The organism is Gloeomargarita sp., from assembly GCF_053491055.1.
The window spans coordinates 1-16947 of record NZ_JBRCEP010000075.1 but is presented as its reverse complement, the minus strand read 5'-3'; the positions used below and the strand labels follow the sequence as shown (position 1 = coordinate 16947).

At 57.7% G+C, this 16947-nt stretch carries 17 protein-coding genes and 1 pseudogene; 10 read left to right on the top strand and 8 right to left on the bottom strand.

Annotated elements, in window-relative coordinates; all coding sequences use genetic code 11:
* The first annotated feature begins 36 nt into the window (after window positions 1-36).
* A complete protein-coding gene (murC, locus tag ACWISF_RS08380; protein WP_448381134.1) occupies window positions 37-1449 on the top strand; it encodes a UDP-N-acetylmuramate--L-alanine ligase in 1413 nt (470 codons plus the stop codon).
* Window positions 1446-2336, top strand: a complete 891-nt coding sequence (murB, locus tag ACWISF_RS08375; protein ID WP_448381133.1) for a UDP-N-acetylmuramate dehydrogenase — start codon at window positions 1446-1448, stop codon at window positions 2334-2336. Before murC ends, murB begins: the two co-directional genes overlap by 4 nt.
* On the opposite strand, the gene ACWISF_RS08370 is transcribed toward murB, so the two are convergent.
* Complete coding sequence (locus ACWISF_RS08370) at window positions 2323-4080, bottom strand: ABC transporter ATP-binding protein (RefSeq protein ID WP_448381132.1); 1758 nt, start codon at window positions 4078-4080, stop codon at window positions 2323-2325. The two genes, murB and ACWISF_RS08370, sit on opposite strands and share 14 nt — an antisense overlap.
* A gap of 691 nt (window positions 4081-4771) precedes the next feature.
* Between ACWISF_RS08370 and ACWISF_RS08365 the strand changes: the two genes are divergently transcribed.
* Both ACWISF_RS08365 and ACWISF_RS08360 read left to right on the top strand, forming a co-directional pair.
* The gene (locus ACWISF_RS08365) at window positions 4772-6112 is read left to right on the top strand and encodes a cation:proton antiporter (RefSeq protein WP_448381131.1); all 1341 of its coding nucleotides are present in this window, start codon (window positions 4772-4774) and stop codon (window positions 6110-6112) included.
* Window positions 6105-6431, top strand: a pseudogene (locus ACWISF_RS08360) (ATP synthase subunit I); the annotation flags it as partial. The gene ACWISF_RS08365 and the pseudogene ACWISF_RS08360, both read left to right, overlap by 8 nt.
* A gap of 27 nt (window positions 6432-6458) precedes the next feature.
* On the opposite strand, the gene ACWISF_RS08355 reads toward ACWISF_RS08360, so the two are convergent.
* Window positions 6459-8321, bottom strand: coding sequence for an ABC1 kinase family protein (locus ACWISF_RS08355; protein ID WP_448381130.1), 1863 nt, complete (start codon window positions 8319-8321; stop codon window positions 6459-6461).
* Window positions 8322-8458: 137 nt separating this feature from the next.
* On the opposite strand from ACWISF_RS08355, the gene efp reads away from it, so the two are divergent.
* Both efp and accB read left to right on the top strand, forming a co-directional pair.
* On the top strand, window positions 8459-9016 hold the full coding sequence (efp, locus tag ACWISF_RS08350; protein WP_448381129.1) for an elongation factor P: 558 nt from the start codon (window positions 8459-8461) through the stop codon (window positions 9014-9016).
* 2 nt (window positions 9017-9018) lie between these two features.
* Window positions 9019-9462: an acetyl-CoA carboxylase biotin carboxyl carrier protein gene (accB, locus tag ACWISF_RS08345; RefSeq protein ID WP_448381128.1), complete on the top strand. Its 444-nt coding sequence runs from the start codon at window positions 9019-9021 to the stop codon at window positions 9460-9462.
* Here the strand turns inward: accB and ACWISF_RS08340 are convergent.
* Genes ACWISF_RS08340 through ACWISF_RS08330 form a run of 3 tightly spaced genes read right to left on the bottom strand, consistent with a single transcriptional unit; the run spans window position 9449 to window position 11547 of the window.
* Window positions 9449-10132, bottom strand: a complete 684-nt coding sequence (locus tag ACWISF_RS08340) for a 4'-phosphopantetheinyl transferase family protein (RefSeq protein ID WP_448381127.1) — start codon at window positions 10130-10132, stop codon at window positions 9449-9451. The genes accB and ACWISF_RS08340 overlap by 14 nt on opposite strands.
* Before the next feature lie 9 nt (window positions 10133-10141).
* Window positions 10142-11344 carry a CemA family protein gene (locus ACWISF_RS08335; RefSeq protein ID WP_448381126.1) on the bottom strand — a complete coding sequence of 401 codons (1203 nt, stop codon included), beginning with the start codon at window positions 11342-11344 and terminating at the stop codon, window positions 10142-10144.
* A gap of 59 nt (window positions 11345-11403) precedes the next feature.
* Window positions 11404-11547, bottom strand: coding sequence for a carotenoid oxygenase family protein (locus tag ACWISF_RS08330; protein WP_448381125.1), 144 nt, complete (start codon window positions 11545-11547; stop codon window positions 11404-11406).
* A 498-nt stretch (window positions 11548-12045) separates the two neighbouring features.
* On the opposite strand from ACWISF_RS08330, the gene ACWISF_RS08325 reads away from it, so the two are divergent.
* Window positions 12046-13008 (top strand): protochlorophyllide reductase, encoded by a 963-nt coding sequence (locus ACWISF_RS08325; RefSeq protein ID WP_448381124.1) that lies wholly within the window; start codon window positions 12046-12048, stop codon window positions 13006-13008.
* Here the strand turns inward: ACWISF_RS08325 and ACWISF_RS08320 are convergent.
* On the bottom strand, window positions 13000-13383 hold the full coding sequence (locus ACWISF_RS08320; RefSeq protein WP_448381123.1) for a hypothetical protein: 384 nt from the start codon (window positions 13381-13383) through the stop codon (window positions 13000-13002). The two genes, ACWISF_RS08325 and ACWISF_RS08320, sit on opposite strands and share 9 nt — an antisense overlap.
* Window positions 13384-13724: 341 nt before the next feature.
* Window positions 13725-14225, bottom strand: a complete 501-nt coding sequence (locus ACWISF_RS08315; RefSeq protein WP_448381122.1) for a YqeG family HAD IIIA-type phosphatase — start codon at window positions 14223-14225, stop codon at window positions 13725-13727.
* A gap of 65 nt (window positions 14226-14290) precedes the next feature.
* Between ACWISF_RS08315 and ACWISF_RS08310 the strand changes: the two genes are divergently transcribed.
* Complete coding sequence (locus ACWISF_RS08310) at window positions 14291-14695, top strand: diacylglycerol kinase (RefSeq protein WP_448381121.1); 405 nt, start codon at window positions 14291-14293, stop codon at window positions 14693-14695.
* Here the strand turns inward: ACWISF_RS08310 and ACWISF_RS08305 are convergent.
* Window positions 14692-15192: a hypothetical protein gene (locus ACWISF_RS08305; protein ID WP_448381120.1), complete on the bottom strand. Its 501-nt coding sequence runs from the start codon at window positions 15190-15192 to the stop codon at window positions 14692-14694. The two genes, ACWISF_RS08310 and ACWISF_RS08305, sit on opposite strands and share 4 nt — an antisense overlap.
* A gap of 248 nt (window positions 15193-15440) precedes the next feature.
* On the opposite strand from ACWISF_RS08305, the gene ACWISF_RS08300 reads away from it, so the two are divergent.
* Both ACWISF_RS08300 and ACWISF_RS08295 read left to right on the top strand, forming a co-directional pair.
* Window positions 15441-15611, top strand: a complete 171-nt coding sequence (locus ACWISF_RS08300; RefSeq protein ID WP_448381119.1) for a hypothetical protein — start codon at window positions 15441-15443, stop codon at window positions 15609-15611.
* 7 nt (window positions 15612-15618) lie between these two features.
* On the top strand, window positions 15619-16206 hold the full coding sequence (locus ACWISF_RS08295; protein ID WP_448381118.1) for a hypothetical protein: 588 nt from the start codon (window positions 15619-15621) through the stop codon (window positions 16204-16206).
* Window positions 16207-16947: the final 741 nt, after the last annotated feature.

Here is a 16947-nt window from a genome sequence, read left to right as displayed (position 1 = left end):
CCCTGAACCTCCTTTGTGGTGTTGTAAGGAGTGCAGATGCCGCCCCAGCGCCTGGATTTTTCTGGCCGACCGTTTCATTTTATCGGCATTGGGGGGATCGGCATGTCGGCTTTGGCCTATATCTTGGCGCGGCGGGGGTTGCCGGTGTCGGGTTCGGATGTGTCGCCCAATGGGATCAGCGCCCGTTTGGAAGGTCTGGGGGTGCGGGTGACGCCCCAAGACGGTTCGGGGCTGCGGGCTTGGGGGGCCATCTTGCCCCAGGTGATTTGTTCGACGGCCATTAGCGATGCCAACGGGGAATATCAGTTGGCGCGGGCCTTGGGCTGTCCGATGTTCCACCGTTCGGAGGTGTTGGCGGCGCTGGCGCAGGAGTACGAGAGTATTTTGGTGGCGGGCACGCACGGCAAGACGACCACCAGTGGGCTGATCGGCCATGTGCTGGTGCAGGCGGGGTACGACCCGACGATTGTGATCGGTGGGGAGGTGAGTACCTGGGGGGGAAATGCCCGCCTGGGACAGGGGCGGTTTCTGGTGGCGGAAGCGGACGAATCGGATGGAACGCTGGTGAATTTGCAGGGGCAGGTGGGGGTGATTACCAATATCGAACTGGACCACACCAACCACTTTGCCTCTCTGAGCCAGGTGGTGCGGACGTTTCGCACGTTTGCCCAGCACTGTGGGGTGATGGTTATGGGTGCGGATTGTGCCACGGCGGCGCAGTTGGCGCAGGAGTTGACCAGGCCGGTTGTGACCTATGGGTTGACGGCTGCGGCGACCTACCGGGCAACGGGGGTGCAGTATGCGCCCACGGGGATTACGGCGCAGGTGTGGGAGCAGGAGGTGCTTTTGGGAACGTTGACTTTGCCCTTGCTTGGGGAGCACAATCTGCAAAACGCGCTGGCGGCGGTGGCGGTCTGTCGAGCGGTGGGGGTGCCGTTTTCCCAGGTTCAACAGGCGGTGATGACGTTTACGGGGGCGCGGCGGCGGTTTGAACTGCGGGGGCAAGGAGGGGGCATTGCGTTTTATGACGACTACGCCCATCATCCCAGCGAAATTCGGGCGACGTTGAAGGCGGCGCGGCAGCGGTGGCCCCAGGGGGAACGGCGGTTGGTGGTGGTGTTTCAACCCCATCGCTATAGCCGCACGGCCAGTTTGCTGGCGGATTTTGGCCCGGTGTTTGGGGAGGCGGATGTGGTGGTGACGGTGGATATTTATGGGGCGGGGGAGGCCAATCCCACGGGGCTAACCGGTGAGGATGTGGCCCGGCAGGTGCGGCGTTACCATCCGGCGGTGCTGTATGCCCCGACGTTGACGGCGGTGGAGCATTGTCTGCAGGAATTGCTGCAACCGGGGGATGCGGTGCTGTTTTTGGGCGCCGGGAACTTGAACCGGGTGATTCCTCGCCTGCTGGATTTTTATCAACGGCAGGACTCCCTGGCGGTGGGATGACGGGGACCCTCCTGGGGCAGGCACAGGTGGTATTGGCGCCTTGGACCACCTATCGGGTGGGGGGGCCAGCCCAGTGGTTGGCGTTGCCCCGCTCCCAGGGGGAATTGCAGCAGGTGCTTCAGTGGGCTGCGGCGCAAGATTTGCCAGTGACGGTCATTGGGGCGGGGTCCAACCTGCTGGTCAGCGACCGCGGGGTGCCGGGGCTGGTGGTGTGTACCCGCTATCTGCGGGGGGTGCAATGGCATGCGGAAAGTGGGCAAGTAACGGCAGCGGCAGGAGTCCCCTTGCCCCAGTTGGCCTGGGAGGCAGCCCGCCGCGGTTGGCAGGGGTTGGCCTGGGCGGTGGGGATTCCCGGCACGGTGGGGGGGGCGGTGGTGATGAATGCGGGGGCGCAAGGAGGTTGTACGGCGGAGGTGCTGGTGTCGGTGCAGGTGTGGCAGGCCGGTCGGGTGGTCACCTATCGCCCCGCCGATTTGGCCTATGCCTACCGTGCGTCGCGGCTCCAGTCCCTGCCAGGGGTAGTCTTGGCCGCCCGCTGGCAATGTTGTCCTGGGCACGACCCCAGGCAACTCCTGCACCAGACCAGCGCTTATCTCCAGCACCGGCGGCGTACCCAGCCCTACCATTTGCCCAGTTGCGGCAGTGTGTTTCGCAACCCCCCCCAGCACCCCGCCGGTTGGTTGATCGAACGCAGCGGCCTCAAGGGTTATCAGATTGGCCAAGCCCAGGTATCGCCTTTGCACGCCAATTTCATCGTGAATTTGGGGGGGGCCACGGCCCAAGACATCTATGCGCTGATCCACCACGTGCAACGGGTGGTGGCCGAACGGTGGGACATTCTCTTGCACCCGGAGGTGAAATTTCTGGGGGAATTTAACCCGGTCTGAGGGATTCGACCGCCGTCTGGCTGTCGGGAAATTGATGGCGGTACAGTTGGGCATAGCGCCCGCCGTGGCGCAGCAATTCCGTATGGGTGCCCATCTCGGTAATTTGCCCTTGTTCAAGCACCACGATCCGGTCGGCCCGCTGCACGGTCGAGAGCCGGTGGGCAATAATCAGCACCGTCCGCCCCTGCATCAACCGTTCCAAAGCTTCTTGCACCAACCGCTCCGATTCCGCATCCAGAGCGGAAGTGGCTTCATCGAGAATGAGAATCTTGGGATTTTGCAGCACCGCCCGGGCGATGGCAATCCGTTGCCGCTGGCCGCCGGATAGATTCACGCCCCGCTCTCCGACCCACGTGTGATACCCCTGGGGCAGCGCCGCAATAAACCCGTGGGCATTGGCCACCCGCGCCGCCTGTTCTACCGCCCCCAAATCCCAGTTCGTCTGCCCAAAGGCAATGTTTTGGGCAATCGTACCGGAAAACAAAACCGTTTCCTGGGGCACCATGCCAATCTGGCGGCGCAAACTCTTGAGGGTCACCGTGCGAATGTCCACCCCATCAATCCGCACGGTTCCCACCTGCGGGTCGTAAAACCGGGGCAACAACTGCGCCAGGGTACTTTTGCCCGCCCCCGACGGCCCCACCAAGGCCACCGTTTCCCCCGGCTGGATCACCAGGTCAATGCCCCGCAGCACGGGTCGCCCCGGCTGGTAATAGAACACCACCCCCTGGTAGGCCACCTGCCCGGCGACTACCGTCAAAGGCTGCGCCGTCGGGGATTCCTGCACCTGGGGCGTCAGCGCCAACAGTTCCCACAGCCGCTCCAGGGATGCCTGCCCCTGCTTGTACTCGTTGTAATTGCTGGTGGTAATCGTAATCGGGTCAAACAACAACGCCACCGCCGCTGCAAACGCCACAAATTCCCCTGCGGTCAGCCAGCCCTGCTGAATCTGCACACTGCCCAGCCAAAACAAAAACAGGACACTCATGGCCTCCAAAAAGCCCACCACCGGGAACTGCACCGCCTTTAACCGTTCTGCCCCCAACCGCGCCCGCCGATTCTGTTCTGCCGCCTGGGCAAATCGCCGCAGCGCCTCATCCTCCGCCGCCATCGCCCGCACCAAGCGCATCCCTGCCAACACCTCGGTCAACAAGGCGGCAATATCCGCCACCTTGGCCTGACTCCGCTGCGACAGTAGGAGCAACCGCTGCCCAAACCAACCGATCAACAACGTCATCAGCGGTGCCACAATGACTGTTGCCAGCGTCAGCGTCCAATTCAAAAACACCATATACCCCAGCACCGCCACCAACTGGAGCACCGAGGGCACAAACTGGTGGAACAACTTATGCACCAATTCCCCCACCCGGTCCACATCCTCCGTCAGCCGGTAACTCAAATCGCCCGTGCGGGACTGCTCAAAAAAAGCAATGTCCAGCTTGTGGAGATGTTGGTACACCCGACAGCGCAAATCCATCGTCAGGCGCAACGCCACATCTGCCATCAGGGTATCTTGGCCGTACTGAAACAACCCCCGCACCACAAAAAACAGCATCACCAACCCACTGATCCGGGTAATTGCCTGCACATTGCCACTACCCACCATCGGGGCCAGTACCCCTGCCAAATGCGCCAACACCGGCATAGACAGCACAAAACCCAACGTACAGACCGACGCCAGACAAATGCGCCAGCGGTACGGATACAAATAGGGCAAAAGACGTCGTAGGGAAGTCGCCACCATCGCCCACTCCCAATGATGTAGGACTTACCCTAACACGGCGTGACCACCCCCAAATAAAAAGGGGGTTGCACGACATCACCCCCTCCCTTTACTCAGGCAAACGAAGTACCATACACCAAGGTTTGCCCAGACCCTACTCCCTTCCCCCCGCCGTTCCCACCAGCATGCCCCGTGATCCCTAATTCCAGGTAACCCTGCCCGTCAGATTGGCTCTCGCACCTTCACTTTAGGGGTTCTACCCAACTGCAAGGTCAAGTCCACTTGATGATAAAAATTACTAATCACTTAACTTGCCAATGGGGCTGGCGCTCCATCTGTAAAAATACGGGAAAACGGGATTTATTGCAGATTTCTGGCCGTTTTTCTGCGGGAAAAACCGGCAAAACTGCGATAATCATTCCCTATCACCCCCCTGGCGCGGGGGTCAAAGGTCGCCATCGCCATCAGGGTCTTGTTGACACGCCCACTAAAGCCGGGGGATGCTGACGCAGTCCACAAACGGACGCGCAAAGGTGCTGTCAAGACACCCCTACACCGTTCCTTAAGGCAAAACCTTAATTCTGCTTACCCGTGGTACGGAGCTACCAAGCAATCCTGCGGTGACACGCTGCGGCTCGGCAGCCCATCGCCTGGTGTTCCGGCGAAATTTGGGTTACACTCTCAGCCAGTGAATCTGTTTTAGGGGATGACCATGCCAACGACCGGGGTGGCTGCAGCGGACGTTACGGGGGTGCTCATTGCCGTTTTGTTGAGTTTGGCGGTCATCTATCTGGCCAGTCGGGTGGGCGGCGAATTGTGCGCCCGGTTTGACTTGCCGCCAGTATTGGGGGAATTGTTGGCAGGTGCGTTGGTGGGGGTTTCGATTTTGCATCTGTTGGTTTTTCCGGAAGGGGAGGTGACTGCGGCGGATTCCCTGGTGATGCAGGTGGTGCAGTCGTTTTTGCATTTGTCCCCGCCGGTGTGGGAAGCCACGTTTGCGGCCCAAGGTGAGGTGGTGTCGGTGCTGGCGGAATTGGGGGTGATTGTGCTCCTGTTTGAGATTGGGCTGGAATCCAATCTGCAAGAACTGCTGCGGGTGGGAACCCAAGCGGCGCTGGTGGCGGTGATTGGGGTGACGGTGCCGTTTGCGGCGGGTACGCTGGGGTTGATTTATCTGTTTCATGTGCCGACGATTGCGGCGATTTTTGCCGGGGCTGCTTTGACGGCCACCAGTATTGGCATTACGGCGAAGGTGTTGGCGGAGTTGCAGCAGTTGAGTTCCGCCGAGGGACAGGTGATTCTGGGCGCTGCGGTTTTGGATGATGTTTTGGGGATTATTATTCTGGCGGTGGTGGCAAGTTTGGTGAAAACCGGTGAGGTGGAAATTGGCCGGGTAGGGTATTTGATTGTGGGTGCTGCCGTTTTTCTGGTGGGTTCGGTGCTGGTGGGACGGCTGCTCAGCCCGTGGTTTGTGGGGCTGGTGAACAATATGAAGACCCGCGGCAGTTTGTTGCTGATGTCGTTGCTCCTGATGCTGGTCTTGGCGGTGATTGGGGCGGCCATCCAGTTGGAGGCGATTTTGGGGGCGTTTACGGCGGGGTTGATTCTTTCGGAAACGGACAAACAGCAGGATTTGGAAGAACAGGTGATGCCCTTGGCGGACTTTTTCGTGCCGATTTTCTTTGTCTGTGTCGGGGCGAAAACGGATTTCAGCGTGTTTAACCCGGCGATCCCGGCCAATCGGGAAGGACTGGTGCTGGCGGGTTTTTTGGTGCTGGTGGCCATGGTGGGTAAGGTAGCCAGTGGGCTGGGGGTTGGTTGGGGCGGCGAAAAACTCAACCGGTTGGCAGTCGGGGTGGGGATGATCCCGCGTGGGGAGGTAGGGCTGGTGTTTGCGGCGGCGGGCGCCAGCAGTGGTGCGTTGAACGAAGCCCTGGATGCGGGGATTGTGGTGATGGTGATTTTGACCACCTTCTTGGCGCCGCCCCTGTTGCGGTTGGTGTTTCCCAGCCGCAGTGCTGCCCCCGTGCTGACGCCCGACCCCCATGGCTGACCCGGCGCCTTTATCCGAGTACGACCGTTTGCAAACCTGGTTGGTGCGGGTCACGCTCCTACTTAGCGGCGGGGCGTTTGTCCTGTGTGGGTGGGTGTATGGCCTAACCGTGGCCGTGAGCTATCTGCTGGGGGCGCTGGTGGGCTTGCTCTATCTGCAGTTGCTGGCGCGCAGTGTGCGGCGGCTGGGGCAGGAGCGCCGCAACCCGTTTGGGTCTGCCCGGTTGTTGCTGGTGGTGGCGCTATTTATCCTGGTGGTGCGCTGGCCGAGTCTGCGCCTCCTGCCTGCTATCTTGGGTTTTTTGACCTATAAACTCACCATCTTGCTGTACACACTCCATACGGTGTTAGCGGGAGGAGGAGAGCGCCCAACTGGGGGAACTGCCCTGAAGGACCAACCCCCGCAACCACCGGCTGATGAACCGCTCGCTCCAACGGCGGACAACGTACTGGGCGAACTGGCGCGTCTCCGGGCGGAGCAGCATTTGGGAGAGGAGGGGTAAAAACCGGCGCGGTTCAAAGCCGGGCAAGCTCTGGAGGATGCGCCATAGGGAACCCAAATGCTCCCAACTGGCGGGGGGAGTAGGTGCCGGTTGACCGTTGGGCAAAAATTGCTGCCACATGCTCTGCCCCCACTGGTCCAAACCCAACGCCAATTCTTCGGCCAATTTTTCCCGGATGAAACGCCCCCGCTCCGAAAACAGGAAATCCCCCACCTGCACGATCACCTTTTCCAGGTCAAAGTCCTCGCTGTTGGCCGCATTTTTGAGCAAATTCTCCAGGCGATTCCAACGAAAAGTGCCGTCTTTGAAAAGCAAATCCCGCAGGGATTGGCGCAATTCGGGTGCCGGGTCGGTCAGCAAGCGTTTGGCTACGTAGGGATAGGCCACGCTCAACACCTTAAAGCTGGGGTCAATCGTGATGGCAATCCCTTCCAAGGTCACTAAAGAACGGATGATCAAGGCGTAGTAGGCAGGCACTTGGAAGGGGTATTCGTACATCAGGCGGGAGAGGCGGTCGGTGATGTTTTTGATATTCAGTTGGGACACGCTGGCGCCCAGCGCCCCCGCAGGCCCCAAAATTTCCGTAAACGCCTGATGCAAGGCCGGTTTAATGGGGGTCAAATCCGTCTCCGGCGTCAAAAATCCCAAATGCACGTAGTCCAATGCCAGAGCTTCGTAATCCCGGTTGACCATGTGGACAATGGCGGTGATCAACCCATAGCGTTGCTGGGGATTGACGTAGCTCATCATGCCGAAATCCAAATAGGCCAACCGCCCACCCGGCATCGCCAGCAAATTCCCCGGATGCGGGTCAGCATGGAAAAACCCATGTTCGAGCAATTGCCGCAGGGAACACTGCACCCCAATGGCCACCATGCGTTTGGTATCCAAACCCGCTGCCACCATTTTTTCCACATCGGTTAGTTTGATCCCGTTGATCCACTCCATGGTCAGTACCCGCCGCCGGGTCAAGTTCCAATAGATTTTCGGCACATAAATATCAGGAAGATGACCGTACAACTGGGCAAATTTCTCCGCATTTAACCCTTCCTGGGTGTAGTCCATTTCCTCGTACAAGCGGGTGGCAAATTCATCCAAAATCGCCACCAAATCGCTGCGAATCCGTTTGAACCGGCTTTTTACCCAGGCCATCAGGTGGCGCAGGATGTAAATGTCCAAACTGATCTGCTCCACCAGCCCTGGTCGTTGTACCTTCACCGCCACCTCTTCGCCGCTGGGGAGCCGCCCCTTATATACCTGCCCCAAACTGGCCGCCGCCACCGGCTGGGGCGACAATTCCGCAAAAATCTGCGCCGGCGGTTGCCCCAACTCCTCCTCGATAAACCGATAGGCCACCGCATTGGGAAAAGGCGGCAACTGGTCCTGCAACAGGGTCAACTCCTCCAAATAGACCGGCGGCACCAGGTCAGGCCGGGTGGACAAGGCCTGGCCAATTTTGATCGCCGCAGGCCCCAAATCCGTCAGCAACTGGCGAAATTCCCTAGCCCGCTGGGCCGCCCGCGCCTGGGATTGCCCCGTCAGCCGGTCGAGGACCAACCGCAGGAAAAAGCCCAACAACGGCCAAAGAATCGCTATGGCCCGCCCCCACACCCGCAGCCTTTGGGCATCGTACACCTGGGCAATCGCCACCGGGTCATACTGCTGGCCCCGTGCCACCCCCGTTCCCGGTAGTAACGCCGTTTCCATCCCCCGCTCCCCCATTTGTAACGGATTGTAACAATCATAGCCCCTGCGCTGCCCACCTGGGCCGCCGATTTCGGGATGCTAGCGGTGAAATTGCCCGCTAACGGTACAATAAAACCCGTTACCGCGCAGCAGGTGCTATGATTTCCAGCAACGATTTTCGTCCCGGCGTCACCATCGAACTGGATGGGAGTATTTGGCGGGTAGTGGAATTTTTGCACGTCAAACCCGGGAAAGGTTCGGCCTTTGTGCGTACCAAACTCAAGAATGTCCAGACGGGGGCCTCCCTAGAGCGCACCTTCCGGGCCGGGGAAATGGTGCCCCAGGCGATTTTAGAAAAACGCACCATGCAACACACCTACAAAGACGGGGAGCAATACGTCTTTATGGACATGGAATCCTACGAGGAGCGCCGCTGTTCGCCCCAGGAAGTCGGCGACCGTGCTAAATACCTCAAAGAGGGCATGGAGGTCAACATCGTCACCTGGAACGACCAAATTTTAGAAATTGAACTGCCCAATACCGTGGTGCTTACGGTGGTGGAAACCGACCCCGGCGTGCGGGGGGATACGGCCACCGGTGGCACAAAACCCGCTGTTTTGGAAACAGGGGCACAGATTCAAGTACCCTTATTTATCAACGCCGGTGAACGCATCCGGGTAGATACCCGCACCGACAGTTACCTGGGACGGGAATAACCGTGGAATTGACCTTCCAACAACTCCAGGAATTGCTCCTGACCCTGCAACAGACCAACATCACCAGCTTTCGGCTCAAAAGCGAGGCCTTTGAACTCACCTTAGAACAGGCCAAAGGGCCGGTGGGACCGGGGGTTGCGCCGGCGGTCGCACCGGTAGTACCCCCAGGGGAAAAACCGCCCCCCGAACCCAAAGACCCCAAAAAAGGGGTGGACGTGACCGCCATGATGGTGGGTACATTTTATGCCGCGCCGGCGCCGGGAGAACCTCCTTTTGTGCGCGTGGGCGACCGGGTGCAGGCGGGGCAAACCCTAGGCATTGTCGAAGCCATGAAAACCATGAATGAAGTGGAAGCCCCCGTCAGCGGGGAAATTCTGGAAATCCTGGTCGAAAACGGCCAACCCATCGAATTTGGGCAGGTGTTGATGCGGCTCAACCCGGAATAACTCCCCAGCAGACCGCCCCCACGTAGTTCTGCCCCAGGCTAAACCCCTCCCACTGCGCCTGCCAGCCCCCCGGCAACCCCATCGCCCCCGGCTGCGACGTATCCAACTCCCGCAAACGCCCCAACAGCCCCCGCAACCCCGTCCCCAGGGCCTTGGCGTAGGCTTCCTTGGCCACCCACAACTGCAAAAACCCCCGTTCCCCCAGCCCCCCGGTTTGCCAATGCTGCCGTTCTGCGGGCGTCGCATAGCGGGCCACCAACCGCTCCAGACGGGGCAAAGGGCGCACCTGCTCCACATCCACCCCCACCGCCATCCCCTCCCCCAGCGCACACACCCACACCCCGCCGCTGTGTGACACATTAAAGTGCAGCCGATGACCGGGCAGCGACCACTTGCCCCCCGCCTGCCTGACCAGGGGAACCGCCGCCGGCGCCATCCCCAACCCATGCCCCAACCACACCCGCAACAACCCCCGGCTAAGCAGCAATTCCTGTCGCCGCGCCTCGGCCGACACCCGCTGCATGTCCTGCCAATCCTCCGCCCCCAGACAGCCCGCCAGCTGGGGCCAACCCTCTCTGGGCACCGCCGCAATATCCACGTAATACAGACGCACCTCCTGGCAGGCCAGAGCCAGCGGCTGGAATAGAGAGAACAGCTCAGCGCCGGCCACCCCTGCCCCCTATTGATTCATCTTTTCCAAAACCGCCACCGAAGAAGGCGACGACCGGGAGAGGTAATTAAAAATCCAGAACTTAATCGCCGCGTCCAGAATCACCGGCACCGTCGCAATAAACGTGTAAATCGCCGACCGATTGGGCGTAATCCCAAAATGGTGCGACAGCGTTTCCAGCAGCACCTCCCACCCCTCCACCGAGTGAAACCCCACAAACAAATCCGTCACCAGAATAAAAATAAATACTTTGGTCGGGTCATTCAGACTGCGGAAGAATCGGTCAATAAACCCCCACAAAATCGGAAATTGCCCCCGTCCCAGACGCGCCACCACCAAAAAGGCCAATAACCCACTCAAATCCGCCAACAAATTGGCCAACCCATCCACTGCCCGATAGGCATGCTTGCGAAAAATTTCCAACGCCTTTTCCTGGAGCGTTTCCTCCCGTTTGGTAGAAAATTCCGGGTTAAGGCCAAGCAGATGGGTAAATTCCATCAATTCCTTATACCGCACGAATTCTTCAATCGCCTCCTGGCGAATCTCCCCCCGCAAAAAAGGCCGGGCATGCTCCGGATTCACACTGACAAACCGGTCTAGTAGTGGCGTGAAAATGATATTTTTGGTGAGAATTTGGGTGAGCAAGGGCACGGTCAAGAGAACCACCAAAAAACGAATCGCCGTGCGCCCCTGTTGCCGGAACAAACGGATTTCTTGCACCACTTGTTCCTCATAGCCCGGTTGCAATTCCCGGCTAATTTCCAACACGGTTGCCATAAAGGAACCACTGTCCTGGTTGGCCCGGCGAGAGGCTGCGGTTTGGCTGGTCGGCACCCCCTCGTGGGACGAAATACTGGCGGATGGTTGGGCCTGCTGACGATAGGGGCTGACTCTCTGTTCAATAAAGGCCAATTTCTGCAAAATCTGCTGTTCTTCTTCCCAGGGTAATTCGCTGTAATCTGCCAAAAAATTCAACGCCCGAAACTGCACCATATGCAGGCGAATGGTGAGCAATTGACGGTCTAAAATTCCCTGCAAATAACGGGCTTTGGCCGGGTCATTGGGAAATTGCAAAGGCAGCGGGTGACCGTAACGTTCCTCCAATGTTTTGAGCCGCTGGGCTGCCCGATAGGCCCGCTCCAGATGATGGAGTGCGCGGCGCAGTAACCAACCCTGCCAGCCGCCAGGCTGCTTTTGCGCAGTAGTTGCCATGCTCAAGAAACTGCATATCGCCCTGATGGTGCCGCTATTTTAACGCAGTATTCCCGCGGTTAACCACAGGCCCATTGGCCATGAAACCCCAAGGGAACAAGGTGCGGCAAACGCAATTGACAACAGGGGCCATCTGTAAATTGGGAAGCCGGAAAAATCCACAGTTCGCTTTGCGCCTCATGACTGTTAAAAATTAAATTCATATTAAATTCATCAATGTATCAAATCATCCCCAGCGGGAGCAGTTTCCAGCCGTCACCCATCCACGCCACTGTCCCAGCCTAACAAAACGTTGTGTTGCCCGGACCCACAAGAATAAAGCAATTTTCCAGAACCATTTCCAACGCCGGCCCTAGGACAATCTGCAGCCATGGGGCAAGAAAAACAAGAAAAATAGGTGCAAACTTTAGATACCAGAGCGCTTTTTGCCGGGTGACGATACTCCATCGCTGCACTGTTGCCCATATGATGCTTGACTACTCAGGATCGCTAATTTTTTTTGCGCGCAATTCCGGGGCTATCTCCTTGACACATCATGTCCACCATAGGGTTGGGGTTGCGGAACCCCCCCACTCCCAGCCCTGGTAATATAAAGTTTTTCTAAGTGTTGCGGCCAATATCTAACAATTCATAACAGTTTATCACCAGAGCAAACCTAGCCTTTAGAATTTTTAGTGCAGCACTGTTTTGGGTAATTTGCTATGACTGCCGCACCGACTGTGATTATCACCGGCACATCGTCTGGGGTGGGATTGTATGCTACGAAAGCCCTGATCAAGCGGGGGTGGTTTGTCGTCTGTGCCTGCCGGGATCACGCCAAAATGACCCAGGCCGCCCAAGCGTTGCATCTGAATCCAGAGCAGTACACCATCTTGCATTTAGACCTAGCTTCGCTGCAAAGTGTGCGCCAATTTGTCCAAGAATTCCGCAATTTACACCGTCCCTTGCGGGCGTTGGTCTGCAATGCTGCGGTGTATATGCCCCTGCTCAAAGAACCCTTGCGCAGTGCCGACGGTTACGAGTTGAGTGTGGCGACCAACCATTTGGGGCATTTTCTTTTGTCCTTACTTTTGCTGGACGATTTACGCAACAGTCCCGAACCGGACCGGCGGTTGGTGGTGCTCGGCACCGTCACGGCCAATTCGGCAGAATTCGGGGGCAGAATTCCCATTCCCGCACCGGCGGATTTGGGGGATTTGGCGGGGTTGGAGGCGGGCTTCAAAGCCCCGATTGCCATGATTGACGGCAAACGGTTCAAACCAGGCAAAGCCTACAAAGACAGCAAGTTGTGCAATATGATCATGGTGCGGGAGTTGCATCGGCGTTATCACGACAGCACTGGCATTGTCTTTAGTTCCCTGTACCCTGGGTGTGTGGCCGATACGCCGCTATTTCGCCACAGTCATCCCCTATTTCAAAAAATATTTCCCTGGTTCCAGAAATACATTACCGGTGGGTACGTCTCGCAGGAATTGGCCGGAGAACGGGTAGCGCAGGTGGTGGCCGATCCCGCTTTTCGCGAATCCGGGGTGCACTGGAGTTGGGGCAATCGGCAGCGCAAAGACGGCAAGCCGTTTATCCAAAAGCTATCGGCCCAGGCGACGGACCAAAAACGGGCGGAACGGCTCTGGGATTTGAGCGCCCGGTTGGTGGGGTTAACCTAGGGGCGGCAAATCCTTGTACTCAAGGATCAGGGTTTCCTGGTGGTGGATGTCCTTGGGCTGGGGGGGGTTGCTTGGCGGCGTCTGGGGCGGGACGGAGGTCTGTTCCCAGCCGATGACCAGGGTTTCTTCCGGGGGCTTCCGGGGCCGGCGTTGGTTGGGAGAGGCCGCAGGTTGGGGTGGCGTGGTTAGCTGGCGGTGCGGGATAATCACATTTTTCATCCAATACTCAATTGTCTGTCGCTGGAGCCACCCATGCGCCACAATAATATCGCCGAACCTTTTTCCGGTGCGTCGTTGTTCTGCCAGCGCTAAATCCACCTGGGACTGCTCTAGCAAACCCGCTTCCACAAGGTATTCGCCGATCGGTTTACCCATACCTGTACGTGCGCGTTCATCACTAGTTTCAGTATAATCACTGACACTGGCTGCCACAACGGAAACCGGGGCGGAAATTGATGAATTTTCGTACCACCCCGGAACGGTCAAGTTCTTCTGTATCTTTGCGTTAAGATTTGATGAATTATTTTGCCGAACATGGCTGTTGGCGCTGAATCGGCGGGAAGCCCCGCATCTGTGTTCCGTAGGTGGCGTAGGCCATAGTGTGTTGACTGCAAAGTCGGGATGAAAGCTGTTCGTGCGACTATTGGTGAAGCGTGAAGTTCGTACGCTATCTGATGAGTTGTGTTTACTCAACAAAGAGGAGGGTCGGGAGGCGTTCACGACCATGTACGGAGCAAGCAATTGATAAGGCCATCTTCCAGGTGGCGGAGTCTTTGCCAACGGGGGGGAGCAATAGGTTGGACCAGTACAGTGTACATCCCCAGGCGATTGCCCGCAAGGATGTCGGTCAGGCGTCGGTCACCGATCAGGGCGGTTTGCTCTGGGAGGAGGTTCATCCCCTGCAGGGCCTGGCGGAGTTTGCGGCGGGAGGGCTTGCCTGCGCCACAGATGTAGGGGCAGTCCAATTGGGCGGCAATGTCCCCAATCCGGGATACCAGCAGGTTATTGCTCACCAGCCAGACGGGGCCGAGGGTTTTGAGCTGGTTGATCCAGGCGATGACCGCCGGCGAGATGGTCTGTTCGTGGGCCGGAACCAGGGTATCGTCCACATCCAACACAATACCCCGCACTGCTTGGGCTTGCAGTACCGTGACATCCAAATCCGTCACCGGGCCAGGGTGGTCAAGACAGGGGCGCAACAGGTCAAGCCAGGGCATGGCCATATCCCTTGCTAAACTATAGGCGAACCGAGTGTGAGGATAACACTATGCTGTCGTCACTTGTGGCTCGCTCATCCCCGGTTCCTGCCCCCGGCCCTCGGAGTACGTTGGTGCAGAGTTTTGCCTATGCCGGCCAGGGCTTGCACTATGCTTGGATGAGCCAACGGAATTTCCGCATTCATCTGGGTATGGCTACGGTGGCGTTGGTCTGGAGTGCGGGTGTGCATTTGCCCCTGGCCCAAACCGCCGTAATTGTCTTGACCATTGGGCTGGTGTTGGCGCTGGAATTGGTCAATACGGCGCTGGAAGCGGTTGTGGATTTGACGGTCGGGCAGACGTACCATGAGCTGGCGCGCATCGCCAAGGACTGCGCCGCCGCTGCCGTGCTGGTGACTGCCTTGGCGGCGGTGGGGGTAGCCGGGTTATTGCTCGTCCCGGCGTCGCTGGTCTGTTGGGGGCAGGGCTAATCGGCAGGCATCAAGCGCCATTGCCACCAGAGCAATCCCCCTGCAACGGCCACTTTGAGCAGTTCCAGGCCAAAGTAACCGCCATGCAAAAGGTTCATCGTGGCCGGAACCGTGGGGGTCTGCATTTCTTGCTCCAACCAATCGAGGGGGAGGCTGGTCGCGCCCATCCAAGGGGTCAGGACATAGGTATAAATCAGGACAATCCCCACCAACACACCGGCCAACAGTAGCCCCGGCCAGTACCGCTGGGGTTGCGCCAGGGTTTGCGCCAGGACACTGGTCATGACCAAGGCCGCACAGAGCAACTCCGCATGGTTGAACCAACTAAACAGGAGATAACCAACGCTGGCAAAACCCGGCTGGTGCATTAGGCCACCCCAGTACAGCCCAGGCATGACCAGTACATCCAGCACCAACGTCGCGCCCAGCCAAAACATCAAGGTCAAACTCACCACCAGCGGCCAGTAGTTCGGGGAGGTAAACAGACGTGGAGTCATGGAAAATCAGGACCATCCCAGCTAGAGATCACTTTTATTCTCAGGCGTCCATCCGGGTTTGCCTAGATTTTGTAAAGCCCCCGTCGTTAAAATTACCCCTTGTTCACAGTGTTTTGAATTTTTAATACTTTCTTCAACTTTATTTGAGCGGTGGGCGTCCCGCACCGACCAGGTTCACCCGCTGGCGGCTTAAGATAGATTTAAGATAGATAAAGTGGTCATGATGAAGACATGGGGGAGAAAAGACGATGACCGAACCGAAACCGATCAGTCCCAGTCCGCAGCCGGTGGGCACGTTATCGCCTGCGCCGGAACCGGCAGGGGCCTTAGTCAAACCCACAAAGTTGGTGATGGGGCGACCGGTAGCCTCCAATCAGATTGATCCTCCGGTGGCCGATTTAATGGGTTATTTAGACTAGGCGGTCCATGCCGTACACCACCTGCGAGTTGATCCAGATTCTGGAGCAGGAGTTGCAGGCCAATTGGCGGGGGCAGCGTTGGCTGCCTTCAGTGCGGGAGCGGGTGGGGCACGCGGTGATTGCCTTGGCGATTCCCCCGGAACGGTTGAGCATGGTGTTTGCGTTTGAGGATTTCCGGGCGCAGGTGCATGAATACCAGCGTACCCAGGGGGTTTCTGGGATTATTTGGCGTACCTGTCGGTTTCGCGGGGGAGAATTGGCGGTGCCGGAAGTCCACAGCCAGTTGTGTGCGATTGCGGGGGACAAGGAGCGGTTGATGGCCGCCAAAGAGGCGGTACGGGATTTTTGGTGGCGCTATACCCAAGGGTTGAACTATTGGTGGGTGTATCCAGATACCCGTCCGGTCACGCCTGCGGAATTGACCCAAGCATTAGAGCGCGCGGAATGGTTGGAACTGGATGCCACCCGCACAGAACTGTATTTGGGGTTGTGTTGGGGTGACCCAAAGGAGTACCGCTATCAGTGGGCACGGCCTGCTTCTGGGTGCGACCGGGTGGTGGCGGCCCAGGCCTTACCCCAGGCCATCAAGGTTTAGGTGCTAAAGGGCGCTTTGGGAAGGGTTAGTCTCTGGTCAGGGATTTATTGAACCAGACTGAGAATATCGTATAAGCATGGTCAGATATGTAAAACCCGGAGAAGCGGCATTTTTTCTTGAGAAATATATTCCGCACTTCAAGGATACCTTTGCATAGGTTCAAAGCAGGCGTGTGGCACTCTGCAACAGAAGTTCATAAATTCACGTCCGGCAAAAGGCCTAATGAGAATATTTCTTTGTTATGTAGCAATTTCAGACCAGTTTACGACATTCGTCTTTACCTGCAAACCCTGTCCGAGAAGGGGATACGGTGATGACCAATGCCTCAAAGTGTGGCATTTTCTTGTGAAACGAGAAGGCAGCGCCTCAGTGAGCATGCGTATCATGAGATGCACATTTTGGCATAAACCCTCAAAATCTTAAGATGGAACAGGGTTCAATCATACTAACGGTTTACCATAATCTACTGACCTGTTGGTTTTCCCCCTTACGCAAAGGGTCGAAAAGTTCCGCAAGTGTCCCTAAAAAAAATAGGTAGGGGTCATTTTCAATAGGTGTAAACTACCTCTGACTAAAGTCGGAGGCTTCTCGTAGCCTTGCAGTTATAGTCATTTCAAACAAGTTTGCGACATGCGCCTTTACCTGAAAACCCTGTCCTGGAAGGGGATACAGTGATGACCAGTGCCTCAAAGTGTTGCATTTTCCTGTGAAACGACTATACTCAACGGGACACCGGAGCAG